Source organism: Rhizobium album, from assembly GCF_003122325.1.
Taxonomy (GTDB): domain Bacteria; phylum Pseudomonadota; class Alphaproteobacteria; order Rhizobiales; family Rhizobiaceae; genus Metarhizobium; species Metarhizobium album.
This window is the reverse complement of sequence record NZ_QFBC01000002.1, coordinates 1-26,001: the sequence shown is the minus strand read 5'-3', so window position 1 is coordinate 26,001 and position 26,001 is coordinate 1. Positions and strand designations below refer to the sequence as shown.

The following is a 26,001-nucleotide window of genomic DNA, read 5'->3' as shown; positions in this document are numbered from 1 at the left end:
CCGTGCGGCAGTATCCGCAATTGACAGTGTTGCGTTGCAGAGACAGCGGTTTGCGGCGCAAGGACATTCGAAACAACTGCACTTGCCTCCCGCAGCCCTTGCCGTTATACATCCGTGCATGAACATCGTCGAAGCCATCACGTCTGACCGTTTTGCGACCCGCTGCTTTGCAGCCGGCGCGTCGGCGTCTGCGCTTTCCTCGCTTCTTCTTCTCGACCTTACGCGCGGTTGCCGGGTCCGTTGAGGAGCGCCCGGCGGCCGATCCCGCCTTGGCGAAGCTCCTCGAAACATCACCCTTATGAAGAGATTTGACCCGCAAGGTCAGCATTTGCCGTCGCAAAATCGCGACCGATGAGCTAAGAGGCTCCGCAAATGCCCGAAATTGAAGAGATGAAGACGATGGACGCGAAGACCCATTCCCAGAAAAAGGGCATGCCGGAAGCGGCAATCAAGTATCAGGCCTATCCGCAGATCAACATTCCGGACCGCACCTGGCCGTCGAAGACGATTATCAAGGCGCCTGTCTGGTGCTCGGTCGACCTGCGCGACGGCAACCAGTCGCTGGTCAACCCGATGGGCCACGACCGCAAGGCGCGGATGTTCCAGCTGCTGCTGGACATGGGTTTCAAGGAAATCGAGATCGGTTTCCCCTCCGCCTCGCAGACCGATTTCGATTTCGCCCGCTGGTGCGTCGAAGAGGGCAACGTGCCTGACGACGTGTCGTTGCAGGTCCTGGTACAGTGCCGCCCGGAACTGATCGCCCGCACCTTCGAGGCTTTGCAGGGCGCCCATCAGCCGATCGTGCATTTCTATAACTCGACCAGCGAATTGCAGCGTCGCGTCGTGTTCGGCAAGGATGTCGCCGGCATCAAGCAGATCGCCGTCGATGCCGCCAAGATGATCACCGACATGGCCGCCAAGGCCGGTGGTGGTTTCCGTTTCCAATATTCACCGGAAAGCTTCACCGGCACCGAGCTGGACGTGGCGCTGGAGATCAGCAATGCCGTCATCGAGGTCATCCAGCCGACCCCTGAGAACAAGCTGATCCTCAACCTGCCGTCGACCGTCGAGATGGCGACGCCGAACGTCTATGCCGACCAGATCGAGTGGATGTGCCGCCGCATCGACAACCGCGAGAACATCATCGTCTCGGTTCACCCGCACAATGACCGCGGCACCGGCATCGCCGCGACCGAACTGGCGCTGATGGCCGGCGCCGACCGTGTCGAAGGCACGCTGTTCGGCAATGGCGAGCGCACCGGCAACGTCGACGTCGTCACCCTGGCGCTGAACATGTTCACGCAGGGCGTCGATCCGGAGCTGGATTGCTCCGACATCGAACGCATCAAGTCCGTCTACGAATATTCCAACGAGATGGTCATTCCCGAGCGCCACCCTTACGTCGGCGAACTGGTCTACACCGCCTTCTCCGGCTCGCACCAAGATGCGATCAACAAGGGCATGAAGGCGATCAAGGTGGCCAACAAGTCCCTGTGGGAAGTGCCTTACCTGCCGATCGATCCGCGCGACGTCGGCCGCACCTACGAGGCGATCATCCGCATCAACTCGCAGTCCGGCAAGGGCGGCATCGCCTATATCCTGCAGCAGGATTACGGCATCAACCTGCCGCGCAACCTGCAGGTGGAATTCCGCGAGGACATCCAGCGCATCACCGACGAGGAAGGCAAGGAACTGCCCTCGAAGAGCATCTACAACCGCTTCATGGAGCGTTATGTCGAGCAGCCGAATGCCCGCCTGAAATTCGTCGACCACCATACCTATCCGGTGTCGGAGCAGAAGGGCGTGCGCATCGTCGCGGCCGAGATCACCGATGGCGGCGAGACGAAGCGCATCGAAGGCCGCGGCACCGGCCCGATCGACGGCTTCATCAACGCGCTGTCGATCTACCTGAACATCGATCTCTCGGTGGCCGATTACTCGGAGCACTCGCTGCAGCACGGCTCGAACGCCGCGGCCATCGCTTATGTCGAGGTTGAATATCCGGGCGGCAAGCTGTTTGGCGCCGGCGTCAACACCAACATCGTCGCCGCATCGCTCGAAGCGATCGTTTCGGCAGCGAACCGGGTGTTGGAGGAACGTGCGAAAGGCTGATCCATGACCCTGAATGCCGTCATCGCCGGAAACTTCCAGAAGGCCGCGCCATTGGTGTTGCTGCATGGTTTCGGCGGTGGCGCATTTTCCTGGGACGGGATCGCTGCCAGCCTGCAGGGCGACCATCCCGTCATTGCCTATGACCTGCCGGGGCACGGCGCCTCGCTGGACAGCGATTCGATCGGCGGGGCAGGGCGGATGGCGAAGGCCATCCTTGCCGACCTCGACCATCGCGGCGTCGGCCGCTTCCATCTGGCCGGCCATTCGCTCGGCGGCGCCGTTGCCGCCCTCCTGGCGCTTCGAAATCCCGAGCGTGTGGCTTCGCTTGCGCTGCTGGCGCCGGGGGGCTTCGGACCGGCAATCAATCATCGCGCTCTTCACCGCTTCGCTATGGCGAAAACCGAAGCGGCGCTTGTCGGTGCTCTCGAAGCCATGATTGGTTTCAACGCCGTCTTTCCCGCAGAGTCGATGGGAAAGATGCTGGCCGATCGCCGCCAGCCGGGCGCCATGGCCGCGCTGGAGGCGATCTTTGCCGCCATGTTCGTCGATGCCCGCGCCGAACAGAAAAAGCAGGGCCGCCTGCCGACGGATGCGCTATCGACGCTGAAGATGCCGATCCGGCTGCTGTGGGGCGAGGAGGATAACATCCTGCCCGTGGTGCAGACGGAAGACCTGCCGGCCAATGTCCTCGTCTGGCGCCTGCCCGAGGCCGGCCACATGCTGATCGAGGAATGCGCCGAAGACGTGCTCGCGGCGATCCATGCCAATCTGGACGACGCCTTCTGACGTAAGCCACTAAAACGTTTCAGATCTGGGTCGAAACCTTTTCGGCGATCTTTGTCAACGTCGCTTCCGACGAGGGGCCGACAACGACGTAGGCGACCGCGCCCTTGTGCCAGGAAACGAGGCCGATGTCGTCCTTGATGGTTTCATCGAAACCATCATCGGTGCTGTCGCCGTTTTTCATGAAACAGATGGCGATGATGTCGTTTTCCTGGTTGCGGTAGAGGAGCTGCGCCACCGGCTTGCCCTGCGCGACCAGCAGGCGCGCGCCCTTGAATTCCAGCCCGTCCGGGGCGAGGTCGGGCAGCTTGAAGCCAACGCCGACGCTGTCGGTCAGCCAGCTGACGATGTGGTCGGCTTCCGACGGCGGCACTTCGGCCAGATGGCGCTGCTGGCGGGCATAGACACGGTGATAGGCGGCGATATCGTCGAGCCAGTTTTTCTGTACGGGCGCCTGCGCCATTTGAACCGGCACATCGGGCACGTAACTGCCGGCCCCGAGAAAATAGCCGATACCACCGCCGACCACCAACAGGGCGAGACAGGCTGCCATGGCTTGAGGTTGCATCAGCGCCGAGACGAAATGCGAACGCAAGCCGTTGCTGCGGCTTGCGTTTTGCTGCGGCGGTTCGGTTTTCTTGATCTTGCGGACAAGGGCCAGGGGCACCGGTTCCTTCAGAAATTCCTCGAAGGCGATGTTGCCGATTTCAGAGCCGCGTTTCAGCCGGTCGTACAGTTCCCGCGCTTCACTGTTGGTGGCGATCAGGCGTTCGAGCTCTTCCTTCTCGTCATGCTGCACTTCACCGTCGAGAAGTGCGGAGAGGCGCACGTCCAGCGGTTGCTTCCGAAGGTCGTTCATTCCTGTCACGCCCTCCTTTCAGTATCGCCGGTCACCATCGCCGACAGGCGAAGGCGGGCGGTCGAGAGGCGCGACATGACTGTTCCGATCGGAATGCCGAGGATATCTGCGGTTTCCTTGTAGCTGTGGCCTTCAACGTTGACGAGAACGAAGACGCTGGACAGCCCCTCCGGCATCGACATGATCATCTTGTTCAGCTGGTGCGCGTAAACTGCCTTCTCCCCGGCAGCATCGACGATCAGTTCGTTCTGTTCGCCGGCATCGACCGTGCCTGCGCCGGAACGCACCTTTCGTTTTCTGACTTCATCCACCCAGAGATTCCTGGTCATCGCATAAATCCAGCTTTCAAGCCGCCCTTCGCCGTTCCAAAGGTGGCTCTTGGTTATTGCCCGCTCGCAGACCTCCTGCACCAGGTCGTCGGCGTCGCTTGCGTTGCGTGTCAATGTCATGGCGAAACGGCGCACCTTTGGCAGCAAGCTGACCAGGTCGCGTCTGATGTCGTTGTATGCAGCCGTCTGATGCATTGCTCTTCCACTAGAAACGTACAGGACCAATTTTTTATTCGATAATGTGGTCTCTTGCCAGAAATCATGGCCCTGTGCGGTTTCCTGGGGAACGCCGTCGCAGAAACATGAGCCTGTAGGCATGACGCATCGGCGACTGGTATGGAACATTTGCCTGCTGGTCCGCAAGCATGCAACGATGAAGAGGACGCAGTTTCCCACGTCCTCCCTATCAATTTTATCTTTACATTCAAGTGAAGGCCCTTTTATGGCCTTCGGGCATACTCAATATGTGCCGTATCCGTTCAGCGATTGCAGCAGCGAGCGATAGGCCCAGCTGTTTTCTCCGCCGCGATCGCGAATCTCCACCAGCTGCACCTTGGCGCCATCGACGTCGCCCTGTTCGACCAGCGCCTGGCCCATATAGGAGCGGGCGAGGATGTAGTTGGCGTCGTTGGCGATGGCGCGACGATAATACTGCATGCCGATGTCCATGCGGCCGGCCTTGCGGTTGGCGTAGCCGAGATAGTTCAGGATGCGCGGGTCGTCCTGGTTGCTGGCCAGTTCGAGAACATGGATGGCATGATCATACTGGCCGGCATAGGCGAATTCACGCGCCGCCTTGTAGAGCTGGTCGTCGTTGAAGCCGCTTTTCGGCGGATCGACGCATTCCTTCTTGTCCTTGTCGAAAACCTTGCCGTCCTTGCACTCGGCGGCAGTGTCGGTCGATTGCACCGGCGTCGCGGGCGTGGCCGCCTCGGCGCATTCCTTCTTTTCGGCGTCCCAGATCTTGCCATCGGTGCAGACTGTGGTGGTTTCGGTCGTTTCCGGCGGCTTGGTGGCGTCGGTTTCTTCGCCGGCGGCAAAGGCGGCCGGGGCGGACAGACTGAAGATGATGGCGGCGGCATAAGGCAATGTGGAGAGAATGTTTCGGGCTGGCATGCGTCGATCCTCCAGGGCGAGCAGAATGCTCGACGGCAGGAGACAACAACTGCCTACCGTCTTCAAGCAGAAACGGATGAGAGGCGCCGGCTATTCGGAAAAAGTCGTGACGTTTTCAAGCCCTACGGAATGGCCGTCGGCGGTCAGGGCATGGCGCTCGCAGACAAGCCGCCAGGCGCTCGGCGAACCGGAGATGTGGAACAGGTTGTAGGCGGCCCGCGGCTTCTTGCCGCCCGGTCCCTGGGAGGCCGAGGCGATGCCGACGACCGGGACGTTGCCGGTCTGGCCGCGCAGCCAGTTCACGGTGTTCAGGTGCGTATGGCCGTGCAACACCAGTTCGGCGCCGCCGGTGGAGATCGCTGCGGCAAAACGACGGATGCCGATCATGCGCTTGTGCGCCGGCGTGGCGCCGCGGATCGGCGGATGGTGGATCATCACCACGCGGAACAGCCCGGCCTCGCCTGCCGCCCGCAACATGTTGACGGTTTCGCGCGCCTGGCGGCGGCCGAAATAACCGCTGGCGGAAAAGGGTGGCGTCGCAATCGACGTGGAACAGCCGACCAGCGCCACCGGGCCGCGCACCCGCAGGTAGGGAAAGATCTTGCGTTCGCTGTCCCAGGTGGGCGGCTGGTTGTCGCCGCGCACGTAATCGTACCAGGCGTTCATCGCCTTGTCGTGGGCGCCCCAGACATAGGCGTCGTGGTTGCCCGGCACGACGGATGTCGTCTCCGGCGGGCCGACTTCTTCCAGCCAGTCGGCTGCGGCGCGGATTTCAATGCCGGTCGCGAGGTTGACGAGGTCGCCGGTAATCGCCAAATGATCCGGTTGCCGGGCCTCGATATCGTCGAGCAGCATTTCCAGTGTGTTGGTGAAAAGGTGCTTGCGCCTGTTCCGGTGCCAGTTCACAAAGCCGGTGATCCGTTTGGAAGCCAGTTCGCGAAATGTGAGTTTGGGCAACGGGCCGAGATGAACATCGGATATGTGAGCAAGTTTGAACATGGGGCACACATAAAGATGGGACGTATAAGGGGCAAGTCAAATGAATGTTGACCGACGGGCGCGATTGAAGGCGACCGGCATCCGCATCTTCACCCGGATGCTGCATCGCTATTTCGCGCTGACCCGCGGCATGACGCTTGGCGTGCGTGGCGCCTGCTTCGACGAGCAGGGCCGCATCTTCCTTGTGCGCCACACCTATGTGCCCGGCTGGTACCTGCCGGGCGGCGGCGTCGAATATTACGAGACGGCGGAGGAGGCTCTGGAAAAGGAACTGCGCGAGGAAGGCAACCTGGTGATGACCGAGCGGCCGAAACTGTTCCACGCCTATTTCAACCGCAGCGCCAGCAAGCGCGACCACGTCCTGCTTTACCGCGTCAACGTCATCCAGACCACGCCGAAGATCCCCGACCGCGAGATCCGCGAAAGCGGCTTCTTTTCGCTCGATGCATTGCCGGAGGATGCCGCCGCCTCGACGCGCAGCCGGGTGGCGGAACTGCGCGGCGTGCATGATCCGGTCAATCTGTGGTGAGCGGTCTCAGGCCGCCGTCGCCACCGTCGAGAGTGTCTCGCGCCCGTGCGGGCGGGTGAAATCGAGCTCCGGGCCAACCGGCACAATGCCGGTCGGATTGATCATCAGGTGGCTGCGGTAATAGTGGTGCTTGATGTGCCGCAGGTTGACCGTCTCGGCGACACCCGTCACCTGGTAGAGATCGCGCAGGTAGGCCGAGAGATTGGCATAGTCGTCGATGCGGCGGATGTTGCACTTGAAGTGTCCGACATAGACCGCGTCGAAGCGCACCAGCGTGGTGAACAGCCGCCAGTCGGCTTCCGTCAGCCTGTTACCGGCGAGATAACGCTGCTTTTCCAGGCGCTTGTCGAGTGCATCCAGCGTTTCGAACAGTTTCAGGACGTTCGCCTCGTAAGCCTCTTGCGTGGTGGCGAAGCCGGCCTTGTAGACGCCGTTGTTGACCGTGTCGTAGACGAGCGTGTTGATGTCATCGATCTCGCTGCGCAGGGCTTCCGGGTAATAATCGTCGGAATTGCCGGTCAGGCCGTTGAAGGCGCTGTTGAACATGCGGATGATTTCGGCCGATTCGTTTGAGACGATCGTGCCGGTCTTCTTGTCCCACAACACCGGCACGGTGACGCGGCCGGAATACTGCGGATCGGCCTTGGTGTAGACCTGCCAGAGGAAATCGGCGCCGAACAGCGGATCCGGCGTTGCGCCGTCTCGATCGTGAAACTCCCAGCCGTTCGAGAGCATCAGCGGATCGACGGCCGTCACCGGAATGATGTCCTCCAGCTTCTTCAGCGTGCGGAAGATCAGCGTGCGGTGCGCCCAGGGGCAGGCGTAGGAGACGTAAAGATGATAACGGTCCTTTTCCGCCTTGAAACCGCCGCTGCCGCTCGGGCCGGCCGAGCCGTCGGCGGTCACCCAGTTGCGGAACTGCGAGGCGGCGCGCTTGAAATGCCCCTGGTTTTCCTTGGTATCGTACCAGACATCCTGCCAGACACCCTCGACCAACCTGCCCATCGTCTTTCTCCTTAAACCTGTCTTGTCCTAAGAATAGGGATTGCAGCGGGCTTGGCGAGTGCGCAAAGTTTGAACGATGTGTTTTTCGATTGGACAAACGTTATTTTTCTGCTATCCGCTTTGCACTCTCTTTTGGGAAACCACGATTCATGACTGCGCCACGGAACCTGCGACGACGCTGATGATCCCGGACGCCTGAGGGCGTCACCGAGGCCATTTTCCCTGTCCGCATTTTCTGGTTCAGTCTCTTCATGAAAAATCACGATCTGGTTTACCTCACCGAGGACGCGTCGCATGATGCCGTCATCGAACTCATCAACGCAGAAGCATTCGGTCCTGGCCGGTTTGTGAAGGCAGCAGCGCGCATCCGCGAGCAAGGCCCGCACGACCGCTCGCTCTCCTACATCTGCGCCGACGATGGCGAGACCATCGCCTCCGTGCGGATGACGCCGGTGCTGGCCGGCGGCGTGCATGGCCATCTGCTCGGTCCGCTGGCGGTGCGGCCGTCGCACAAGAACATGGGTATCGGCCGCGAGTTGGTGCGGATTGCGGTGGAATCGGCGCGGCGCAAGGGCTCCGAAGCGGTGATCCTGGTCGGCGATCCGCCCTATTACCAGCCGCTCGGCTTCGAAAAGGTCGGCTACGATGCGCTGGCATTCCCCGGCCCCGTCGATCCCGGCCGCGTGCTGGTGGTGCCGATGGTTTCCGACACCCATGCCCGGCTCAAGGGCGTGATCGCCTGGCGGGATTGCCGGGCGGATGCGATCGAGGCCGAAGTGGTGGAGCGGATCCTCAGGCGAGCATGATGCCGGGACGCTCTTCGAGGCGTTTCTGCAGGAACCAGCGGGTGCGGCCGGGCGGAAAGCCGGGCAGGGCGCCGAAGACGGTGTAACCCTGCCTCTGATAGGCCGCAAGCGCCGTTTCGCTGAACGTATCGATCCACGCGCCGCCGCAGCCGCGCCTTCGCGCTTCACTTTCGGCGGCGGCGAGCAATTGCGCGGCGATGCCGCGGCCGCGTAGCGCCTCGGGCACGAACAGCCATTGCACGTAAAGCCATGTCCAGGCCGTGAAGCCGGCGAGCCCGCCGACCACCACGCCGCTTTCGTCGCGCAGCAGCACCGCAAGGCCCTGCCGTTCGGAGGGGCCGACATCGGCGGCGTTAAACGCTGTCAGCGCATCGCCGATGGCGGCAAGTTCGGCCGCTTCGGGCGCATCGGTCACGTCAAGGCGGAAGCCGGCGCCGGTGGTCATCGGCCCTCGCGCCACCACATCGAAGCGAAAGCGAAGAGCAGCACGGCCGCGCCGAGGAAACCGGCGAAGAGCGGCAGGGTGTTGATGCCCTTCAGCACCGTCTCGTCGGTCATGCGGATGGTCAGGCGGTCGGGATCGGCGGTGCGCACCTGTCCGCGCACCGGCAGGATCGACGGCAGCGTCAGCGCGCCGGCGGCATCGGTGACGCGGGTGATCAGGCCGTGCGTCTTTTCCGCCAGCGGCAGCAGCGTTTCCGTCGTCGAGACCATGGCCTTGAACTCCGGCGCGTCGACGGCGCCGACATGCACCAGCGTCGAAAGCTCGCCGTTGGCGATCTCGAACAGGCCCGTCTCGTCCATGCGCTGCTCCGCCCGGTAGAGGCCGGGGGCGGACAGCGTCATGGCGACGCTCTCGGTCCTGCCCGAGGGATAACGGATCGTCGCCGGGCCGGGATCGTCGCCGATGGTCTGGCGGGTAATTTCCAGCGTCCGGCCGGAGGCGCGCGCCGTCAGCGCTTCTTCCTCCAGCGCCGGCTCCTTCATCAGCCAGTGGGCGATGCGGCGATAGAGCGCCACATGCGGGCCGCCGCCTTCGAAGCCGCGGGCCCAGAGCCAGCCCTGGTCCGACAACAGCATGGCGACGCGGCCTTCACCGGCGCGGTTAAGCACCAGGAGCGGATGGTCGTCGGCGCCGACCATGACCGTCTGGCCTTGCGGCCGCTCGACGTCGACGGTGCGGAACCAGCGGCCCCATTGCGGCGGCTCCTGGTCGGCGCCGTCGAGGCCGCGGGTGACAGGGTGCTTCTTGCCGGCCTCGGACAGGCGCGGATAGAAGGGTTTTTCGTCCATCACGCCGGTGGGGGCTGCCGGCAGCACCACGGAAAGCGGCGTCATGGCGATGGAATCCTCGCCCGCATGTTCCGGCCCGGCGGCGATCAGCAGCGCGCCGCCCTTTTCCACATATTGGGCGATGTAGTCGTAATAGAGGATCGGCAACACGCCGCGGTGCTGGTAGCGGTCGAAGATGATCAGGTCGAAATCGTTGATCTTCTCGACGAAAAGCTCGCGGGTCGGGAAGGCGATCAGCGACAGCTCGTTGATCGGCGTGCCGTCCTGCTTTTCCGGCGGCCGCAGGATGGTGAAGTGCACGAGGTCGACGGCGGCGTCCGACTTCAACAGGTTACGCCAGGCGCGCTCGCCGGCATGCGGCTCGCCGGAGACCAGCAGCACGCGCAGGTTCTCGCGGATGCCTTCGATCAGGTGGACGGCGCGGTTGTTGGCGGCCGTCACCTCGCCGGCCACTTCGGCGACGGAGAATTCGAGCACGTTGTTGCCGCCGCGCGGCACCTTGAAGCTGAAGGGCGTGTCCTGGCCGGGCGTGGCGGAAATCGTGGCGATCTCGGCGCCGTTCATCTTCACCGTGACGGTTGCCGCGCCGCCGGGGCCGGGACCGTCGTCAAAGACGCGCAGCGTCAGCTCTTGGTCCTCGTTGACTATACCGAACCGCGGCGCGCGGACGATCTCGACGCGCCGGTCGAACTCGTCCGCCTTGCCGGTGATCAGCCCGTGCAGCGGCGCGTCGAAGCCGAGCGCCTGGTTGGCGTTGGGCAGGTCGTGGATCTGGCCGTCGGTGATGAAGATCGCCCCGCCGATGCGCGCCGGCGGCACGTCGGAGACGGCGGAGGACAGCGCGGTGAACAGCCGCGTCGAGGGCGAATCCGAGGTCTCGTCGTCGGCCGCTTCGACGAAGCGGGGCTCGATGCGCGGGAAGCGGGCGAGGCGTTCCTTGATGCCGGCCAGCGCCTCGTCGGTCATCGCCTGCCGTTCCGGCGTCTGCTGGCTCTGGCTGCGGTCGACGATAACGGGGACGACGGTGGAGAGCTGTTCGCGATCCTCCTGCATCAGGAGCGGGTTGGCAAGCGCCGCGAGCAGGGCGAAACCGGCCAGCGTTCGGACCAGCGTGCCACGCACGCCGCGCCACAGGCCGAGGCCGGCCAGCGCTGCCACGAGGACGGCGAGCCCCGCCAATACGAGCCAGGGCAGGAAGGGGTCGAAACCGATCGTCATGTCATTGCCCCAGGCGTTCGAGCAGGGCGGGGATGTGCACCTGGTCGGCCTTGTAGTTGCCGGTGAGCATGTACATCATGATGTTCACGCCGGTGCGGAAGGCATAGTCGCGCTGCGTTTCGTCCGGCGGCACGGTGGGCAGCACGGCGGCGCCGTTGGCGTCGATCGCCCAGGCGCCGGCGAAATCGTTGCCGGTGATCATGATCGGCGACACGCCGTCGCCGCTTTGCGTGCCGGCGCTGCTGCCGTTGCGGGCATCCTGCCGGGCTTCGATCCATAGCGGGCTGCCGGAGTAGCGGCCGGGGAAATTCGACAGCAGGTAGAACGACTTGGTCAGCACGTGGTCGGTCGGCACCGGCTCCAGCGGCGGGATGTCGAGATTGCCGAGGATCGCCTGCAGCCGCTCGCCGTTGGCGGTCGGCGCGCCCGAGGTGTCGAGCGCGCTGAACTGGTCGCGCGTATCGAACAGCACGGTGCCGCCGGCGCGCATATAGGCGTCGATGCGGCTGATCGTGCTGTTCGACGGCATCGGCGCCGAGGCGGAGATCGGCCAGTAGATGATCGGGAACAGCGACAACTCGTCCTTGGAGATGTCGACGCCGACCGGCGGCGAGGGCTCCAGCGTCGTGCGGTAGGTGAGGTAGTCGGTCAGGCCGTTGAGGCCGAGCTCCGACATGCGGTCGACATCCGGCTCGCCGGTGATGACATAGGCGAGGTGGGTGTTGTTGAGCCGTTCCATGATGATGTCGTCGCCGGGCTTGCTATCGTCCGCCCGTGCCTCGCTCATCGGCAGGAGTGTGGCGGCGGCGAAGGCCGAAACGAGGATCATGGCAGCGCCGGCGGCGGGCCGCAGGCGGCGGGCGAAAGCACCACCCATGAACAGCACGATGAGTGAATCCGCGACCAGCAGCAGGAAGGCCAGCGTGAACAGCGCCGGCTTGGCCGACCAGGCCTCTTCGCCGATCAGGCTGTCGAGCGTCACCGCCATGCCGGCGGTGGCCGGATCGAGCCGCTGCAGCGTGGTGCCGGCTGGCAGCAGGTTCAGCGCGGTAAATCCGTCCTCGCTGCCGTAGAGGCCGGGCGGGTTGTCGAAGGTCGAGGCGACTTTGGAGAGGTCACGGTGCGGATCGAGCGGCTTGGCGTCGCCGGTCTCGGTGGAGAGCACACCCTCGGCGGTCAGCAGGCGGAAGGGCGGCAGCGCCTCCGCCGTCGTGGCAGCGCCGGTTTCGGCCGAAGCGCCGCCGGAGCGCGACAGCTGCACGATGCGGCGCAGCATTTCGACGAAATGGCCCGAGATCGGCAGGTCCGACCAGGTGGCTTCGGCGCTGACATGGAACAGCACGATGCGGCCGCCGTTGACGTTGCGCACCGTCACCAGCGGCGTGCCGTCGGCAAGGCTCGCCCAGGTGCGCTCGGCGAGATCCGGCGTCGGCTCGGCCAGCACCTGGCGCTTCACCAGGATGCCGTCCGGCCGCGCCATGCCGGCGAAGGGGCCGAAGGCGGGGAAATCGGCAAGCGGCTGCGGCTCGGCCCAGGAGAGGGCGCCGCCGAAGGCGCGTTCGCCCTGGCGCAGGATCACCGGCACCAGCGGATCGTCGGCGGGCGCGGCAGCAAGGCGCGGGCCGGCAAAGCGGATCAGCGTGCCGCCATTGGCGATCCAGCGCTGCATCGGCTCGTAGGTTTCAGCCGGCAGGCGGCCGATATCGGCCATGATGACCACGGACGGGTTGCCGGCAAGGATTTCCGGGATCGACTGGGCAAGATCCGGCACCTTCGGCTCGATCAGGTCGGCATAGGGCTGCAGGGCACGGTTGATGTAATAGAGCGGCGACAGCAGCGGCTGGAAGTCGTCGCCGGCCTCGCCCGTCAGCAGGGCGACGCGGCGGCGTTTGAAGCCGTCGTCGAGCAGGTGCACGCTGCCGGCGCTCGCCTGTCCCTCGATGCTGATGCGGGCGAAGTCGTTGCGCATCTCGAAGGGGGCGGCAATCGTGCCGGCGGCGGCGGTCTCGCCGGCGGCAAAGGCCAGCGCACCGGAAGCGATCGGCCGGCCCTGGCCGTCCTGGGCGATGAGAGTGTAGCTGGCGGCATTCGTGCCGGCGAGGCGGGAGGCGGAGACGGTCATCTGGTCGGCGCCGTTGGCGGCGGCGGTCAGCGCGATGGTCTTGGTGCTGTCGCCTTCGATCAGGCGCAGATCCTGCGGCTTGAGCGTGGCGAGATCGGCAAGCACCGTATCGGTGTCGTCGCTTTTCACGCCGTCGGAGATGAAGGCGATCGTGCCGGGCGTCGTGCCGCCGAGGCTTTCGCGGATCGCCTGCAGGGCGCGGCGGCGGTCGGGCACCAGCGGCTGCGGGCCGGCGGCGGCCAGCTTTTCGCGAGCGGTCGCGGCATTCGCCGGCGTCGCATCATGGTTGCGGTCGGCGGTGAAGACGGTCGATACCGGCACGTCCTGCGCCTCGGCATCGTCAACCAGCGCATGGGCGGTGTCGAGCCGTCGCTGCCAGTCGGCGGCGCTGGCCCAGGAATTGTCGATAAGCAGCACCATCGGCCCGGTCGCCAGCGTCGTGGTGCGCTGGTTGACCACAGGATCGGCGAGCGCCAGGATCACGGCGGCGGCGAGCAGCATGCGCAGCAGCGTCAGCCACCATGGGCTCTGTGCCGGCGTTTCCTCGCGTTTCAGCACGGAAGCCAGGATTTTCAACGGCGGAAAGGCCTCCGTCTGCGGCCGCGGCGGCGTCAGCCTGAGCAGCCACCAGATGACCGGCAGCGACAGCAGCGCCAACAGCACGGCGGGATTGGCGAAGGCGAATGGCAGGGCGTTCACAGCTGCCCTCCATGCGTGGCGCGGCCCGGCATGCCGGAGAGATACATGTGGACGGCCACCAGCGCCTCGGAGGCGAGGTGGTCGGTGCGGTGGCTGACGAAATTCCAGCCGAGATAGCGCAGCGATCCGCCGAGATTCTCCCGCCGTGCGAAATAGGCGCGGCGGTAATCCTCGCGGATGGTCTCGGCGCGCCCGGCGACGAGTTTTTCGCCGGTTTCGGGATCGGTGAATTCGGTGCGGCCGCTATAGGGGAAGGCCTCTTCCGCCGGATCGGCGATCTCGACCACATGGCCGCGCAACCCGCGGCGGGCGAGCGGCGAAAGCCGCGCCATCACTTCGTCGGCGCTGTCGAGAAAGTCACCGATCAGCACGATGTCGCTGGCGCCGCGGATCATCGTCGTGTCCGGCAGGCCGCCGCTGAGCGGCGTGTGCATCAAGGCTGTCGCCAGCCGTTCGGCGGCGTTGCGCGCCGAAATCGGGTCCATGACGCCGGGGCAGCCGATCCGTTCGCCGGAGCGGGCGAGGATTTCGGCGAGCGCCAGCATCAGCACCAAAGCGCGGCTTTCCTTGGATGCCTGCGCGAGCGTCGACTTGTACATCATCGACGGCGACATGTCGGCCCACAGCCAGATGGTGTGCGCTGCTTCCCATTCCCGGTCGCGGACATAGGTATGGTCGTCACGGGCCGAACGACGCCAGTCGATGCGCGACAGGCTTTCGCCATCGGCATAGGGGCGGAACTGCCAGAAATTTTCACCGATGCCGCGCTTGCGGCGGCCGTGCCAGCCGGCGATCACCGTGTTGGCGATGCGCTTGGCCTCGACCATGCAATCCGGCACCAGCACGGCGCGCTGGCGGGCTCGCGTCAGGGCGTCTCGTCCGGGGGTCTGTTCGACGATCTGGCCTATCGAAGCCACGCGGCGCCTCTCCTTTTCAGCCCTTGGCCTGCTTGACCAGCCCGGCGATCACATCGCGCACCGACATGCCTTCGGCGCGTGCCGCAAAGGTCAGCGCCATGCGGTGCTGCAGGATCGGTTCGGCCAGCGCGTGCACGTCGTCGAGCGACGGCGCGAGGCGACCTTCGTAGAGCGCGCGGGCGCGGGCGCAGAGCATCATCGCCTGGCCGGCGCGCGGGCCGGGGCCCCAGGCGACGTGCTTGTCGGTGGCGGCATTGCCGTGGCCGGGGCGGGCGGAACGCACCAGCGCCAGGATGGCGTCGACCACCGCGTCGCTGACCGGCATCTGGCGGATCAGCCGCTGGATGTCCAGCAGCCGTTCGGCGGTCAACACCGTGTCTGGCCTGGCTTCGCTGAGGCCGGTGGTTTCGAGCAGGATCTGCCGTTCGGCGGCCAGTTCCGGATAATCGACGTCGACCTGCAACAGGAAGCGGTCGAGCTGCGCTTCCGGCAGCGGATAGGTGCCTTCCTGCTCCAGCGGGTTCTGTGTTGCGAGCACGTGGAAAGGGGCCGGCAGGTCGAGCCGCTGGCCGGCGACGGTGATGTGGTATTCCTGCATCGCCTGCAGCAGCGCCGACTGGGTGCGCGGCGAGGCGCGGTTGATTTCGTCGGCCATCAGGAGCTGGGCGAAGATCGGCCCCTTGACGAAGCGGAAGGAGCGGCGGCCCTGGTCGTCCTGGTCCATCACTTCCGAGCCGAGGATGTCGGAGGGCATCAGGTCCGGAGTGAACTGGATGCGGTTGGCGGCAAGGCCGAGCACGCCGCCCAGCGTATTGACCAGCTTGGTCTTGGCAAGGCCGGGCACGCCGACCAGCAGCGCATGGCCGCCGGAAAGCACGGCGAGCAGGGTGTTTTCGACCACCTTCTCCTGGCCGAAGATCACCTTGCCGACCTCCCGGCGCACCGAGGCGATATCGGCCAGCGCCGCTTCCGCAGCGGCGACGATGGCCTTTTCGTCAAGGCTCGTCTCGGTGGTCTTCATCATGCCCATCGGGTTCTCCATAAGCTTGCCGGCGCCGGCTGCGAATCGCGTCCTTGGTGCAACCGTTTCTCTCCTTATCAAGTTATTGCCAAGTTGGCGGCTGACAAGCGCGTTTCAAATGACTATCTCGTGAGAGGATCGGAACTCGGACACTGAAAAACCGGCCTAAAGGCAAACCGGGACGCAAAAATGGCAGCAGGCGAAATTAAAGCAACCGAAGATGCCGCGGGGCTTGCCACGCTGATTTCGCGCGCCGCCGCCGATACCGGCGACAAAAACCGCGGCCTTCCGCCGGTTGACCGCTGGAATCCGCCCTTCTGCGGCGATATCGACATGGAAATCCGCGCCGACGGCACGTGGTTCTACATGGGCACGCCGATCGGCCGGGCGCCGCTGGTGCGGTTGTTTTCCACCGTCCTGCGCCGCGACGAGGACGGCAGGACCTACCTCGTCACGCCTGTGGAAAAGGTCGGCATCCGCGTCGTCGACGCGCCCTTCGTGGCGGTGGAGATGAATGTCGGCGAGGAGAACGGCACGCCGCTTTTGACCTTCCGCACCAATGTCGGCGACGTGGTGGCGGCCGGGCCAGAGCACCCCTTGCGGTTTGTCATGCACGGCGAAAACGCCGAACTGAAGCCCTATCTTCTCGTGCGCGGCCGGTTGGAGGCGCTGGTATCGCGGGCCGTGATGTATGACCTGGTCGAGCTGGGCGAGGTCGTGGAGATCGACGGCGTGGCGATGTTTGCGGTGCGCTCCGGCGGCGTCACCTTTCCCGTCATGCCCGCCGACGAACTGGATGCCCTGTCCCGATGAGTGCAGCTCCCCTGTTTTCCGCGGCGGAATTCCGCCGCCGCGCCCTGTCGCAGACGGGTGGTCCCGTCGATCTCTCCTGGCGGGAGCACGGCGATTCCCTGCTCAATCCGGATATGTGGACGAGCCTCGAAGGCTTGAAGCTGCGGGATGCCGCCGTGCTGGTGCCGGTCGTCGACGATGGCGAAACGGCGAAGGTGATCTTCACCAAGCGCACCGCGACGTTGCGCAAGCATTCCGGCCAGATCGCCTTTCCGGGCGGCGCGATCGATGCCGAGGACCGTTCGCCGGAGATGGCGGCGTTGCGCGAGGCGGAAGAAGAAATCGGCCTGGCACCCCGCTTCGTCGAGACGGTGGCGCGGCTTCCGCACTATCTGGCTGCGACCGGCTTCCGCATCACGCCGGTTCTTTCCGTCGTTCGCCGCGGCTTCGACCTGAAACCCAATCCGGCCGAAGTGGACAGCATTTTCGAGGTGCCGCTGTCGTTTTTGATGGACCCGCAGAACCATACGCAGGACAGTACCGTCTGGCAGGGTATCGAGCGGCATTTTTATCGCATGCCCTATGAGGACTGGATGATCTGGGGCATCACCGCCGGCATCGTCCGCACGCTTTACGAAAGGCTTTACGCATGACCAATCTTGCCGGCGAGGACTGGTTTCGCAATCCCGCCCTGACGCGGGTGCTGGCGCTGCTGAACAGCGACGGCGCCGTGGGCCGGGTGGTCGGCGGCGCGGTGCGCAACAGCCTGCTGGGCATTCCCGTCAGCGATATCGACATCGCCACGACGCTGAGGCCGGAAGCGGTGATGGAGCGCGCTGCCGTTGCCGGCGTCAAGGCGGTGCCGACTGGGCTGGCGCACGGCACGGTGACACTGGTCGTCGATGGAACGCCGTTCGAAGTGACGACACTGCGGCGCGACGTCGAGACCGACGGTCGCCACGCGCAGGTGGCCTTTTCCACCGACTGGCAGGCCGATGCGGAACGCCGCGACCTGACAATGAACGCGCTCTACGTCGATGCAAACGGCGACGTCGTCGATCTCGTCGGCGGACTGGCCGATATCGACAGCCGGACGGTGCGTTTCATCGGCGATGCCTCGATGCGGATTGCCGAGGATTACCTGCGCATCCTGCGGTTCTTCCGCTTCTTCGCCCATTACGGTTCCGGACGGCCGGATGCGGCGGGGCTGAAGGCGAGTGCGGCGGCTCGTTCGAAACTCAAGACGCTGTCGGCCGAGCGCGTCTGGTCGGAGTTGAAGAAGCTGCTTTCGGCGGCCGATCCCGGCCGCGCCCTGTTGTGGATGCGCCAGGCCGGCATCCTGACGGAAATCCTGCCGGAAAGCGAAAAATGGGGTATCGACGCCATCCCGGCGCTTGTCGGCACGGAAAAGGCGCTTGGCTGGGATGCCGATCCGCGCCTGCGGCTGGCGGCGATCGTGCCGCCCGATGCCGAACGTCTGGCTGCCATGGCGGCGCGGCTGCGGTTGTCGCGGGAAGAGGCCGGTTATTTCTCCGCCTGGGCGACGGCGCCTGCGGTTGCCGACGACATGGCCGGAACGGCCTTTTCGCGGTTGTTGTACCGGCATGGCGCCGAGGGCATCAAGGTGCGGCTGAAACTGGCGCTGGCATCGGCACGTGTTCGCGCCGAAAATGGCGGTGTCGAAGACATGCAGCGCGCCGGGCGGCTTTCGGATCTTCTCAACCGGGCCGAACGCTGGCAAAAACCCGTCTTCCCTTTGAGCGGTGCCGACGTGCTGGCGGCCGGAATTGCGGCGGGGCCGAAAGTGGGGGAAACCCTGTCGCGTCTGGAAACGGAATGGCTCGATCGCAACTTCTCCGTCGACCGGGCGACGCTGGTCGCCCGGCTGCAGGAGATTGCAAACGGCTGATCAGTGGGCGGGCGCTTCGCTTTCGTTGGCGATACGCGCCTTGATGTTCTCGATCATGTTTTCCCGGATGACGGTTTCGCCATGGGTGTTTCGCATGTGTTCGACGGCGCGGCGGACGATTTCCGCATCGTTTTCGGCGCGGGTATGCCAATCGCAGCCCGGTACCAATGAACCGCATTCAAACAGTCTCATGATCTATCTCCCTGTCGTTTCATGACGGCATAAGCCGTCAGCAAAACGCCCGGCCGGGCAAAAAGTTCATAACCCCGGTGACATCGCTGCGCGGGCGCAAACGCGCCGCGTCTAGTCGGGGATGGCCCACGCCGTGAAGCAGGCCGAGGACTGGTAGTCGGGCAGGGGTTTGTTGGCCGCCTCCGGCGCAGCCTCGCCCAACGAGGCATCGAAAGCCGGGCTGCCGGCCAGCTTGAGCTTCACCTGCTCGACGAAATAGGCGTGGGGCAGATCTATGCCGCTCGAATGGCGCAATTTTTCCGCCAGGCGATCGATGAATTCTGGAGTATCGAGGTGGCGCGACGTATCCTGCGCCGTGCCTGCATCACGCATGTTGGTGTTGGCCGTCATGAAACATCCTCCTCCGATGGAATCACGCAAGGACAACTATAACATGCCGGCCAAGACCGATGAATCGCCAAAATGACGCAGATGATTTCTTGGTTTTAAATATGAAAGTGAATATTTCTACGGCCAGCGCACCGCCGGCGGCAGGGAGGACAGGATGGCTTCGACATTGCCGCCGGTCTTCAGGCCGAAGATCGTGCCGCGGTCGTAAAGCAGGTTGAACTCGACATAGCGGCCGCGGCGGATGAGCTGCTCGTCGCGATCGTCGTCCGTCCAGGGAAGGTTGAAGTTGGCCCGCACGATCTTCGGGTAGACCATCGAAAAAGCGCGGCCGACGTCGCGGGCGAAGGCGAAATCGGCATCCCAGCCGCCCTTCTCCGCATCCGAATGCAGCCAGTCGAAAAAGATGCCGCCTATGCCGCGCGGCTCGTTGCGGTGCTTGAGGAAGAAATAATCGTCGCACCACTGCTTGTAGCGCGGGTAGTCGGCGACCGGATGCCGGTTGCAGGCGATTTCCATCGCCTTGTGGAACAGCACGCTGTCGTCGTCCGTCTGGGTCCGCCGGCGGCCGAGCACCGGGGTAAGGTCGGCGCCGCCGCCGAACCAGTGGCTGCTGGTCACCACCATGCGGGTGTTCATGTGCACGGCCGGCACGTTGGGATTGACCGGATGGGCGATCAGCGAGATGCCCGAGGCCCAGAAGCGCGGATCTTCGTCGGCGCCGGGGATCTGGGCGCGGAATTCCGTCGAGAATTCCCCATGCACCGTGGAGGTGTGCACGCCGACCTTCTCGAAGACGCGGCCGCTCATGATCGACATGCGCCCGCCGCCGCCTTCACCGCCCTCGCGCTGCCATTCCTTCGGCTCGAAACGGCCGGGTTCCTGGTCGCTGAGCGGGCCGGTCAGATCCTGTTCCAGCTCCTCGAAGGTGGCGCAGATATGGTCGCGCAGATGTTCGAACCAGGTCCTGGCGGCCTGCTTCTTGTCTTCGATGTCGTCCGGCAAGCCCTTCGGCAGTTGCGGTCTTTCCATGTCCGGTCTCCCGCGATGCGATCTCGTCTCTCTTGTGCCGCCTTAACCCCGAAGCGCGCAAGCCGCAAGGTCTTAAAGTGATCGGGCCGTCGCGCTGCTGCGCTGCAAAAAGACTCGCCAAAAGCGAATACGGATATTATTTACAACGGGGAAGGTAGAGCGCATGGCGAAAATTCCCGGGCCGCCCGCCCTGGAGGGTTTGAAACGACGGATCGCGCGGCATCGGCAGGAAAGAGCCGATGGCGGCAAAAGCAATTTTGTGCGCGAAACCTTCTGCCTTACGCGCAACGAGGCGCGTGCCAAGGCGCGCGAATGGTTCGATGCCTTCCCCAAGGCGGCCTACTGGACCGAGGTGGAAAGCTGGCGGCAGCTCGAGGGCGACCGTATCGAATTCACCATGCGGCGCCTGCCGACAGCCGATTGACGGCGATCGCTCAAATCTTAACGATTTGTAAAAACGTTCCGAAACTTTTCATCCCTAGCATCGGTTTGGCGACGATTTTAGGCATCGCTCGATGCGTAAGCGGCATGAAGCCGGTCGTCGCCGCCGGATCGCACGACGCGTGCTCCACCCCTGCACGCATCGCTTCCTGTCCGGCGTCCTCCCCCCCATCGCCGGCGTTTTCGTTGACGGATCGCTTACCCCTGGCGCACGGCCATGCCGTTCGGTCCAGGGGGCAGGAGCCGTTGCCGGGCGGCCGGTCGCCGAGCCCGATGTGTATGGCATGTTGTATGATGGATTTTCATTGTCTTCCACCGAGGACGCCGCCGGACGGGCTGCGGCAGCGAGCGATGTCGCGACACTCGGGCTGCAGGCCGCGACGGACATCGTCGCCGAGATCCAGTCGAAACTTATCCATGCGCGCTTCCCGGGTGTCGATCGTGACGTGATCGACGCGGAGATCGCGGTCCTGAAACAGCAACTGCTTGATGTGGCGCAGGCGGCTTCGTTCGATGGCGAGAACTGGCTCGATACCGGCGGATCGTCCCTGGTCAAATCGCTGGTCGCGCCATCGCGGGATCCTCGCGGCCCGGCCGCCATCAGCACCATCCAGTTCGATACCGGGCAAATCCTGCTGATCAGCCGCCAGGATTCCGCCCTCGGGCTTCTGACCCGCTCCTACCCAGGCGTGACGATGAACGGCTGTTCTTTCCTCTATTATCTTCTCGACACGTCGGCCCGGCCCCGCGCCTCGCCGGAGGCCCGCGAGATCGGCATGTCGAGCCTGACGGAAGACGACGAACTCGACGGCATGATCGCCGCCATCGGCGTGCTGCTGGCCGAACCGGTCGAGGCCGGGGAGAAGTTGCGGGCCGCGACTGGCGCGACGGTCGCCGGCGGCGATTATTTCTCCGGCTTGCGCGACATGCTGCAAACCTCGATCGGACGCCGCATCGAAGCGGATCTGCAGCAAGAAGAAGCGAAATCGGAAGCCGAAAAGGCCCAGCAGAAACTGGAGCTTTCCGGCCTCAATATCGCCAACGACCAGTCCCGGACGCTGCGGAGCCTCTGTCGGTAGGGCAGACGACCCGGTTGCAAGGGCAAGGTCGCCCCATCCTGCGGGTTTGTCCGCCCTATGCCGACCTGTCGCGGGTTGTGCTTCGTTTCCGGCGCGGCGGCGGTACAAACGGCGTGACCGCGGCGTCGGTCATCGTCTCGGCCGGTTTCGATTTGCCCGAACGCTGTTTGGGCGCGGTCTCGTCGTTTTCGGCTTTGAGCGTGCCTGTTTCTTCGGCGGTTTCCGGCAGGGGTGCCGTCTCGACAGATTCGGCCGGCGGTGCGGCGTCTTCCGCAACGGTCTCGGCAACCTTGATGGTTGCAGCCGGCACAGGTTCTTCCGCAGGGGGCACGGGCACCTCACCGCTCACGACGGTCTCGGAGGGGGCGGTTTCGACCGGGCGAAGCGCCGGCGGCTGCGCCAGAATCTCCTTCAGCACCTCGGTCACTGCGATATGGCCGGGCAGATCGGTGTTGGTGTGATGCCAGGCGCCGGAGACTTTGCGGTCTGTTGCGATGAACTGGCGCGAATTCAGCGTGCCGAACCAGTCCCATTCGCCGATAACGTCAATGACGTCGGTGAACACCGGCGGCATGGCGATCTTGGCGCCGAAGGTGACGATGCGGGCGGAGCGCGACAGGGCCTGCAGCCGCGGCAGGTCGACGGACTTGAGCCGCGTCAAAGCCTCGGCCAATACCAGGTTGCCTTTGGAATGGCCTGTCAGCAGGTTGAACGCAAGCCGCGGATCGGCCAGAAGCGCCAGCACCGTCTGCATGTCGCGGCAATTGTGCTTGACCGTCGAGGCGGCAGCATTCGTTTCCGGATTGACGCCGAACTGCGGCCGGCCCCAGACCTCGTCGAGGATTTCGAAACCGTGGCGCACCTGGTTCAGCCAGCCGAACAGGAAGGAGCCGCCCATGGCCTCGCCGACCGCATCGGCAAAACCGTAGCCGGGGACGACGGTGGCGACCGGTTCGCCGACCGCATCGGCGACATTGCGTGCGAAGGCTGCGGCGCCGAGTGCGGAACCGCCGGCCCCGGCGATCGCCAGCACATGGATGTCCTTGCCGCCGCGCAGGAAAAACTCGTCCAGCGTGTCGCAGAGGATGAGCGCGCCGGCGCCGGAGGGTGGCACGATCAGGATCGAGCCGACGGCGGCCAGCGAATCGGAAATGTAGAAGGCTTCGTCGGGGGTGACGACCTTGATGTCGTAGAAGAAGGCGTCGAGCGTCGTGTTGCGCTGCCGCAAGGCTTCGAGGGAAAGATTGCGCGCCGGAGTGTGCTGCAAACGTTCGGGAAGACTGAGAATCCGGGCAAATTGCGTCAGATTATGGGTGAATGCGGTCTGGAACATGGATGGCACTCCACGGTTGCGATCACTTCGGGAAGCATCGCATAGTCGGTCCGGCTGCACAACAGTGCACTGCAACAATCGCCGCCGGAGAGGGCGTTTTAGCACCAGACAGTTTGTCGCATGGCTTCTCCCGCCACCATGGCGGCGGCCATCGCGACATTGATGGAGCGCTGGCCCTCTTGCATCGGAATGAGGATGCGGCCGTCGGCAGAGCCGTGCACGGCATCCGGCACGCCGGCGCTTTCGCGGCCGAGGAGCAGGATATCGTCAGGCCGGTAGACGAAATCGGTGTAGCGCTCCGCCGCCCTGGTGGAGGCGAGCACGATGCGGCGCCCCGCCTGTCGCCGCCAGTCGTCGAAGGCTGTCCAGTTGACGTGGCGTGTCAGCGTTACGGCGGCGAGGTAGTCCATGCCGGCGCGCCTGAGGTTGCGGTCCGAAATGTCGAAACCCGCCGGCTCGATGATATCGACGGACAGGCCGAGACAGGCGGCCAGCCGCAGGATGGTGCCGGTGTTGCCGGGAATGTCCGGCTGGTAGAGGGCGATGCGCAGGGAAGTCATGCTTGTCTCCGCGTCGAAAACGATGGTGGCGAGCCAGGTTGGCCCTAACACGATGGACGCCGCACAAACAACCGCCGTGCCGCGTTCAGCCGGACAGAACTGCCGGTGACCTGTGGCGCCCCAGCCACACAGGATCGCGAGAACGCCGATTGCTGCCTTTTTTATGGGCGGGCACTGGGCAAGTGCGACAAATTGCGCTAGACAACAGCATCTTCAACGCCTTTCAGGGAGGGATTCATGGATATCACTGTTCGTCATCGCCTCTCCACGCCCATCATGTGGCTGCAGGCGTAAGCGACCCTTCGCTTTTTCTTTTCCAACTTCCTATTTGAATCACTGCGCGGCCTTGTCGGCCTCGCCAATCCGTCCCCCGGCTTCCGCCCACGATGTCCTGCGCGACCGTGTGAGGCCCTCGCCGGGACTTTTGGACCCTGGAGCTTGTTATGTTTGGCTGGTTCGAACAGCGCCTCAATCCGTTTCCGCCGGAGGAGCCCACCCTGCCGCCGAAAGGCCTGGTGGCCTTCAGCTGGTATTACACCAGGACTGCTGCCCCCTGGCTCGCTTTGCTCGGGCTTTGCTCGATGCTGATCGCCTTCGGCGAAGTCTTCCTCTATCAGTTCCTCGGCAATATCGTCGACTGGCTGTCGTCGGCCGACCGGGCGACATTCCTCGAGAGCGAAGGCCATCGCCTGCTGTGGATGGCAGGATTGCTGCTGATCGGCCTGCCGCTGGTCGGCACGATCCATACGATCACGATGCACCAGGTGCTCGCCGGCAATTATCCGATGATCGCCCGCTGGCAGATGCACCGCTTCCTGCTGCGACACTCGATGAACTTTTTCGCCAACGAGTTCGCCGGGCGCGTCTCGACCAAGGTGATGCAGACGTCGCTTGCCGTGCGCGAAGCGGTGCTGAAGATCATCGACGTCTTCATCTATGCGGTCAGCTTCTTCGTTTCGATGCTGGTGCTGGTGATCGCCGTCGATTGGCGGCTGGTGCTGCCGCTGCTCGCCTGGATCGTCGCCTACGTGCTGATCCTGCGCCACTTCATTCCGAAGCTGCGCAAGCTTTCCAGCGAACAGGCCGGTGCGCGCTCGATGATGACCGGCCGCGTGGTCGACAGCTACACCAATATCGGCACCGTCAAGCTGTTTTCGCATGCCGGCCGCGAAGAAGATTATGCCCGCGAGGGCATGGATGTCTTCCTCGGCTCTGTGCACAAGCAGATGCGGCAGATCACGCTGCTCAACATCCTGGTGGACGTCAACAACGCCCTGGCGCTGTTCATCGTCTCGGCCGCCAGCATCGGCCTGTGGCTGACGGCGGAGGTTTCGATCGGCTCCGTCGCGCTGGCCATCGGCCTGGCGATGCGCATCAACGGCATGTCGCAGTGGATCATGTGGGAGGTTTCGGCACTGTTCGAAAGCATCGGCACGATCTATGACGGCATGGCGATGATGACGAAACAGCACGATATCGTCGATGCGCCCGATGCCAGGAAGCTGGCGGCGCCGAAGGGCGCGATCCGCTACGACCACGTGCGGTTCCATTACGGCAAGGATCGCGGCGTGATCGAGGATCTGACGCTCGATATCAGGGCAGGGGAGAAGGTCGGCCTCGTCGGCCGCTCGGGTGCGGGCAAGACGACGCTGATGAACCTGCTCCTGCGTTTCTACGACCAGGAATCCGGCCGCATCACCATCGATGGCCAGGATGTCTCGACCGTGACGCAGGACAGCCTGCGCGCCCTGATCGGCGTGGTGACGCAGGACACTTCGCTCTTGCACCGTTCGATCCGCGACAACATCGCCTACGGACGGCCGACGGCGACCGATGCGGACATCATCGAGGCGGCGAAACGCGCCAATGCCTGGGATTTCATCGTCGGGCTGGAGGACATGCAGGGCCGGACCGGTCTCGATGCCCATGTGGGCGAACGGGGCGTCAAGCTGTCCGGCGGCCAGCGGCAGCGCATCGCCATCGCCCGCGTCTTCCTCAAGGACGCGCCGATCCTGGTGCTTGACGAGGCGACCTCGGCGCTGGACTCCGAAGTGGAGGCGGCGATCCAGGAAAACCTGTTCGCGCTGATGGAAGGCAAGACGGTGATCGCCATCGCCCATCGCCTGTCGACGCTGACCGAGATGGACCGGCTGGTGGTGCTCGACCACGGCACCGTCGTCGAGACCGGCAACCACGAGGCGCTGGTGCGCTCCGGCGGCATTTATGCCGACCTGTGGAACCGTCAGTCCGGCGGCTTCCTGGCCGATCAGGTGCATGCAGATGCGGACGAACCGCCGAAAGAGGATGAAACGGAGGCCGCGGAGTAATCCGCGGCCTCCGCCAGACTACTGACAAACCCGTCGATTTTTATCGGCGGGTTTGTCGTTTTTGGGGATGCTCGCAGGAGAGGTGTTTATGCCTGTAGTATTGCGTTATGATAGGCAGGCCAAGGAGTTCATCCCCAAGCT

25 protein-coding genes are annotated in these 26,001 nt (G+C 64.3%); 10 read left to right on the top strand and 15 right to left on the bottom strand.

What is annotated here, in order from left to right:
* The first annotated feature begins 399 nt into the window (after positions 1-399).
* Entirely contained in the window at positions 400-2,112 is a 1,713-nt protein-coding gene (gene leuA, locus DEM27_RS04275) for a 2-isopropylmalate synthase (RefSeq protein ID WP_109457673.1), read from the top strand.
* Positions 2,113-2,115: 3 nt separating this feature from the next.
* Positions 2,116-2,898: an alpha/beta fold hydrolase gene (locus DEM27_RS04270; RefSeq protein ID WP_109456974.1), complete on the top strand. Its 783-nt coding sequence runs from the start codon at positions 2,116-2,118 to the stop codon at positions 2,896-2,898.
* 19 nt (positions 2,899-2,917) lie between these two features.
* On the opposite strand, the gene DEM27_RS04265 is transcribed toward DEM27_RS04270, so the two are convergent.
* From DEM27_RS04265 to DEM27_RS04245, 4 genes are all read right to left on the bottom strand, one after another.
* Positions 2,918-3,754: an anti-sigma factor family protein gene (locus DEM27_RS04265; protein ID WP_109456973.1), complete on the bottom strand. Its 837-nt coding sequence runs from the start codon at positions 3,752-3,754 to the stop codon at positions 2,918-2,920.
* Between the two features lie 5 nt (positions 3,755-3,759).
* Entirely contained in the window at positions 3,760-4,278 is a 519-nt protein-coding gene (locus tag DEM27_RS04260; protein WP_109456972.1) for an RNA polymerase sigma factor, read from the bottom strand.
* A gap of 264 nt (positions 4,279-4,542) precedes the next feature.
* Positions 4,543-5,199 (bottom strand): tetratricopeptide repeat protein, encoded by a 657-nt coding sequence (locus DEM27_RS34540; protein ID WP_245445660.1) that lies wholly within the window; start codon positions 5,197-5,199, stop codon positions 4,543-4,545.
* A 90-nt stretch (positions 5,200-5,289) separates the two neighbouring features.
* Positions 5,290-6,198: a metallophosphoesterase family protein gene (locus DEM27_RS04245; RefSeq protein WP_109456971.1), complete on the bottom strand. Its 909-nt coding sequence runs from the start codon at positions 6,196-6,198 to the stop codon at positions 5,290-5,292.
* Positions 6,199-6,238: 40 nt separating this feature from the next.
* Between DEM27_RS04245 and DEM27_RS04240 the strand changes: the two genes are divergently transcribed.
* Entirely contained in the window at positions 6,239-6,727 is a 489-nt protein-coding gene (locus tag DEM27_RS04240) for an NUDIX domain-containing protein (RefSeq protein WP_109456970.1), read from the top strand.
* A gap of 6 nt (positions 6,728-6,733) precedes the next feature.
* Here the strand turns inward: DEM27_RS04240 and DEM27_RS04235 are convergent, their stop codons facing one another.
* On the bottom strand, positions 6,734-7,732 hold the full coding sequence (locus tag DEM27_RS04235) for a glutathione S-transferase family protein (protein WP_109456969.1): 999 nt from the start codon (positions 7,730-7,732) through the stop codon (positions 6,734-6,736).
* A gap of 251 nt (positions 7,733-7,983) precedes the next feature.
* Here DEM27_RS04235 and DEM27_RS04230 point away from each other — a divergent pair, with 251 nt between their 5' ends.
* Positions 7,984-8,538: a GNAT family N-acetyltransferase gene (locus DEM27_RS04230; RefSeq protein WP_109456968.1), complete on the top strand. Its 555-nt coding sequence runs from the start codon at positions 7,984-7,986 to the stop codon at positions 8,536-8,538.
* Here DEM27_RS04230 and DEM27_RS04225 read toward each other — a convergent pair.
* Genes DEM27_RS04225 through DEM27_RS04205 form a run of 5 tightly spaced genes read right to left on the bottom strand, consistent with a single transcriptional unit; the run spans position 8,525 to position 15,817 of the window.
* Positions 8,525-8,983, bottom strand: coding sequence for a GNAT family N-acetyltransferase (locus DEM27_RS04225; protein ID WP_109456967.1), 459 nt, complete (start codon positions 8,981-8,983; stop codon positions 8,525-8,527). The genes DEM27_RS04230 and DEM27_RS04225 overlap by 14 nt on opposite strands.
* Positions 8,980-11,049: a hypothetical protein gene (locus DEM27_RS04220; protein ID WP_109456966.1), complete on the bottom strand. Its 2,070-nt coding sequence runs from the start codon at positions 11,047-11,049 to the stop codon at positions 8,980-8,982. The genes DEM27_RS04225 and DEM27_RS04220 overlap by 4 nt, the downstream gene beginning before the upstream one ends.
* A gap of 1 nt (position 11,050) precedes the next feature.
* On the bottom strand, positions 11,051-13,870 hold the full coding sequence (locus tag DEM27_RS04215; protein ID WP_109456965.1) for a DUF4159 domain-containing protein: 2,820 nt from the start codon (positions 13,868-13,870) through the stop codon (positions 11,051-11,053).
* Positions 13,867-14,787 (bottom strand): DUF58 domain-containing protein, encoded by a 921-nt coding sequence (locus DEM27_RS04210; protein ID WP_109456964.1) that lies wholly within the window; start codon positions 14,785-14,787, stop codon positions 13,867-13,869. The genes DEM27_RS04215 and DEM27_RS04210 overlap by 4 nt, the downstream gene beginning before the upstream one ends.
* Positions 14,788-14,803: 16 nt before the next feature.
* Positions 14,804-15,817 (bottom strand): AAA family ATPase, encoded by a 1,014-nt coding sequence (locus DEM27_RS04205; RefSeq protein WP_109456963.1) that lies wholly within the window; start codon positions 15,815-15,817, stop codon positions 14,804-14,806.
* 180 nt (positions 15,818-15,997) lie between these two features.
* Between DEM27_RS04205 and DEM27_RS04200 the strand changes: the two genes are divergently transcribed.
* From DEM27_RS04200 to DEM27_RS04190, 3 genes are read left to right on the top strand one after another with little or no spacing between them, the layout of a single operon-like run.
* Positions 15,998-16,621, top strand: coding sequence for a DUF1285 domain-containing protein (locus DEM27_RS04200; RefSeq protein ID WP_109456962.1), 624 nt, complete (start codon positions 15,998-16,000; stop codon positions 16,619-16,621).
* Positions 16,618-17,253 carry a CoA pyrophosphatase gene (locus tag DEM27_RS04195; RefSeq protein ID WP_109456961.1) on the top strand — a complete coding sequence of 212 codons (636 nt, stop codon included), beginning with the start codon at positions 16,618-16,620 and terminating at the stop codon, positions 17,251-17,253. The genes DEM27_RS04200 and DEM27_RS04195 overlap by 4 nt, the downstream gene beginning before the upstream one ends.
* Entirely contained in the window at positions 17,250-18,509 is a 1,260-nt protein-coding gene (locus DEM27_RS04190) for a CCA tRNA nucleotidyltransferase (protein ID WP_109456960.1), read from the top strand. Before DEM27_RS04195 ends, DEM27_RS04190 begins: the two co-directional genes overlap by 4 nt.
* Here the strand turns inward: DEM27_RS04190 and DEM27_RS04185 are convergent, their stop codons facing one another.
* The 3 genes from DEM27_RS04185 to hemF form a co-directional block, all read right to left on the bottom strand.
* Positions 18,510-18,701 (bottom strand): DUF1059 domain-containing protein, encoded by a 192-nt coding sequence (locus DEM27_RS04185; RefSeq protein WP_109456959.1) that lies wholly within the window; start codon positions 18,699-18,701, stop codon positions 18,510-18,512.
* A gap of 111 nt (positions 18,702-18,812) precedes the next feature.
* The gene (locus tag DEM27_RS04180) at positions 18,813-19,091 is read right to left on the bottom strand and encodes a hypothetical protein (RefSeq protein WP_109456958.1); all 279 of its coding nucleotides are present in this window, start codon (positions 19,089-19,091) and stop codon (positions 18,813-18,815) included.
* Positions 19,092-19,208: 117 nt separating this feature from the next.
* Entirely contained in the window at positions 19,209-20,120 is a 912-nt protein-coding gene (gene hemF / locus DEM27_RS04175; RefSeq protein ID WP_109456957.1) for an oxygen-dependent coproporphyrinogen oxidase, read from the bottom strand.
* A 163-nt stretch (positions 20,121-20,283) separates the two neighbouring features.
* Between hemF and DEM27_RS04170 the strand changes: the two genes are divergently transcribed.
* Both DEM27_RS04170 and DEM27_RS04165 read left to right on the top strand, forming a co-directional pair.
* Entirely contained in the window at positions 20,284-20,544 is a 261-nt protein-coding gene (locus DEM27_RS04170) for a hypothetical protein (RefSeq protein WP_109456956.1), read from the top strand.
* A 322-nt stretch (positions 20,545-20,866) separates the two neighbouring features.
* Positions 20,867-21,640 (top strand): flagellar hook associated protein, encoded by a 774-nt coding sequence (locus DEM27_RS04165; protein WP_109456955.1) that lies wholly within the window; start codon positions 20,867-20,869, stop codon positions 21,638-21,640.
* A 55-nt stretch (positions 21,641-21,695) separates the two neighbouring features.
* Here DEM27_RS04165 and DEM27_RS04160 read toward each other — a convergent pair whose 3' ends face one another.
* The gene (locus tag DEM27_RS04160) at positions 21,696-22,973 is read right to left on the bottom strand and encodes a hypothetical protein (RefSeq protein WP_109456954.1); all 1,278 of its coding nucleotides are present in this window, start codon (positions 22,971-22,973) and stop codon (positions 21,696-21,698) included.
* Between the two features lie 98 nt (positions 22,974-23,071).
* Entirely contained in the window at positions 23,072-23,533 is a 462-nt protein-coding gene (locus tag DEM27_RS04155; protein ID WP_109456953.1) for a tRNA (cytidine(34)-2'-O)-methyltransferase, read from the bottom strand.
* A 443-nt stretch (positions 23,534-23,976) separates the two neighbouring features.
* On the opposite strand from DEM27_RS04155, the gene DEM27_RS04150 reads away from it, so the two are divergent.
* A complete protein-coding gene (locus DEM27_RS04150; RefSeq protein ID WP_109456952.1) occupies positions 23,977-25,860 on the top strand; it encodes an ABC transporter ATP-binding protein in 1,884 nt (627 codons plus the stop codon).
* Positions 25,861-26,001 lie beyond the last annotated feature (141 nt).

What these genes read in the sequence shown, in the direction of transcription:
- leuA (WP_109457673.1), top strand. Translation starts at nt 400, where the DNA reads ATGGACGCGAAGACCCATTCCCAGAAAAAGGGCATGCCGGAAGCGGCA.
- DEM27_RS04270 (WP_109456974.1), top strand. Translation starts at nt 2,116, where the DNA reads ATGACCCTGAATGCCGTCATCGCCGGAAACTTCCAGAAGGCCGCGCCA.
- DEM27_RS04265 (WP_109456973.1), bottom strand. Translation starts at nt 3,754, where the DNA reads ATGAACGACCTTCGGAAGCAACCGCTGGACGTGCGCCTCTCCGCACTT.
- DEM27_RS04260 (WP_109456972.1), bottom strand. Translation starts at nt 4,278, where the DNA reads ATGCATCAGACGGCTGCATACAACGACATCAGACGCGACCTGGTCAGC.
- DEM27_RS34540 (WP_245445660.1), bottom strand. Translation starts at nt 5,199, where the DNA reads ATGCCAGCCCGAAACATTCTCTCCACATTGCCTTATGCCGCCGCCATC.
- DEM27_RS04245 (WP_109456971.1), bottom strand. Translation starts at nt 6,198, where the DNA reads ATGTTCAAACTTGCTCACATATCCGATGTTCATCTCGGCCCGTTGCCC.
- DEM27_RS04240 (WP_109456970.1), top strand. Translation starts at nt 6,239, where the DNA reads ATGAATGTTGACCGACGGGCGCGATTGAAGGCGACCGGCATCCGCATC.
- DEM27_RS04235 (WP_109456969.1), bottom strand. Translation starts at nt 7,732, where the DNA reads ATGGGCAGGTTGGTCGAGGGTGTCTGGCAGGATGTCTGGTACGATACC.
- DEM27_RS04230 (WP_109456968.1), top strand. Translation starts at nt 7,984, where the DNA reads ATGAAAAATCACGATCTGGTTTACCTCACCGAGGACGCGTCGCATGAT.
- DEM27_RS04225 (WP_109456967.1), bottom strand. Translation starts at nt 8,983, where the DNA reads ATGACCACCGGCGCCGGCTTCCGCCTTGACGTGACCGATGCGCCCGAA.
- DEM27_RS04220 (WP_109456966.1), bottom strand. Translation starts at nt 11,049, where the DNA reads ATGACGATCGGTTTCGACCCCTTCCTGCCCTGGCTCGTATTGGCGGGG.
- DEM27_RS04205 (WP_109456963.1), bottom strand. Translation starts at nt 15,817, where the DNA reads ATGGGCATGATGAAGACCACCGAGACGAGCCTTGACGAAAAGGCCATC.
- DEM27_RS04200 (WP_109456962.1), top strand. Translation starts at nt 15,998, where the DNA reads ATGGCAGCAGGCGAAATTAAAGCAACCGAAGATGCCGCGGGGCTTGCC.
- DEM27_RS04195 (WP_109456961.1), top strand. Translation starts at nt 16,618, where the DNA reads ATGAGTGCAGCTCCCCTGTTTTCCGCGGCGGAATTCCGCCGCCGCGCC.
- DEM27_RS04190 (WP_109456960.1), top strand. Translation starts at nt 17,250, where the DNA reads ATGACCAATCTTGCCGGCGAGGACTGGTTTCGCAATCCCGCCCTGACG.
- DEM27_RS04185 (WP_109456959.1), bottom strand. Translation starts at nt 18,701, where the DNA reads ATGAGACTGTTTGAATGCGGTTCATTGGTACCGGGCTGCGATTGGCAT.
- DEM27_RS04180 (WP_109456958.1), bottom strand. Translation starts at nt 19,091, where the DNA reads ATGACGGCCAACACCAACATGCGTGATGCAGGCACGGCGCAGGATACG.
- hemF (WP_109456957.1), bottom strand. Translation starts at nt 20,120, where the DNA reads ATGGAAAGACCGCAACTGCCGAAGGGCTTGCCGGACGACATCGAAGAC.
- DEM27_RS04170 (WP_109456956.1), top strand. Translation starts at nt 20,284, where the DNA reads ATGGCGAAAATTCCCGGGCCGCCCGCCCTGGAGGGTTTGAAACGACGG.
- DEM27_RS04160 (WP_109456954.1), bottom strand. Translation starts at nt 22,973, where the DNA reads ATGTTCCAGACCGCATTCACCCATAATCTGACGCAATTTGCCCGGATT.
- DEM27_RS04155 (WP_109456953.1), bottom strand. Translation starts at nt 23,533, where the DNA reads ATGACTTCCCTGCGCATCGCCCTCTACCAGCCGGACATTCCCGGCAAC.
- DEM27_RS04150 (WP_109456952.1), top strand. Translation starts at nt 23,977, where the DNA reads ATGTTTGGCTGGTTCGAACAGCGCCTCAATCCGTTTCCGCCGGAGGAG.